At 42.3% G+C, this 737-nt stretch carries 1 protein-coding gene; it reads left to right on the forward strand.

What is annotated here, in order from left to right; genetic code table 11:
- Nucleotides 1-737 (forward strand): ADP-forming succinate--CoA ligase subunit beta (sucC, locus tag A3735_RS26490; RefSeq protein ID WP_156499942.1); only part of this gene is annotated, 737 nt, incomplete at both ends.

Below are 737 nucleotides of genomic sequence, written 5' to 3' on the forward strand. Positions count from 1 at the left end.
AAATTGAAACTGTTGCTGAAGAAACGCCTGAATTGATTCACAAAGCTGAAATTGATCCACTGGTTGGCCCACAGCAGTATCAAGGTCGTGAGCTTGCATTCAAGTTAGGTCTTGAAGGCGATCAGATCAAGCAGTTCGTAAAAGTGTTTATGGGTTTGTCGAACATGTTCAATGATCATGATTTCGCACTATTAGAAATCAACCCTCTAGTCATTACAGACGAAGGTAACATCCACTGCTTGGATGGAAAAATTGGCGTTGATAGCAATGCTTTATATCGTCAGCCTAAGATCCGTGAAATGCACGATCCTTCTCAAGAAGATGAGCGTGAAGCACATGCTGCTAAATTCGAATTGAACTATGTTGCTCTGGACGGAAATGTTGGTTGTATGGTTAACGGTGCCGGTCTTGCAATGGGTACGATGGATATCGTTAACTTGCACGGTGGTAAGCCTGCTAACTTCTTGGATGTTGGTGGCGGTGCGACGAAAGAACGTGTTTCAGAAGCATTCAAAATTATTTTGTCTGACGACAATGTAAAAGCAGTATTGGTTAATATATTTGGTGGTATTGTACGTTGTGACATGATTGCTGAAGGTATTATCGGTGCAGTTAAAGAAGTAGGTGTTGAAGTACCAGTTGTCGTACGACTTGAAGGTACAAATGCTGAAGCGGGCAGAGAAGTGCTTGCTAGCTCTGATTTGGATATTATCGCGGCAGAATCATTGACAGATGCT

It is taken from the genome of Oleiphilus sp. HI0061 (assembly GCF_001635675.1).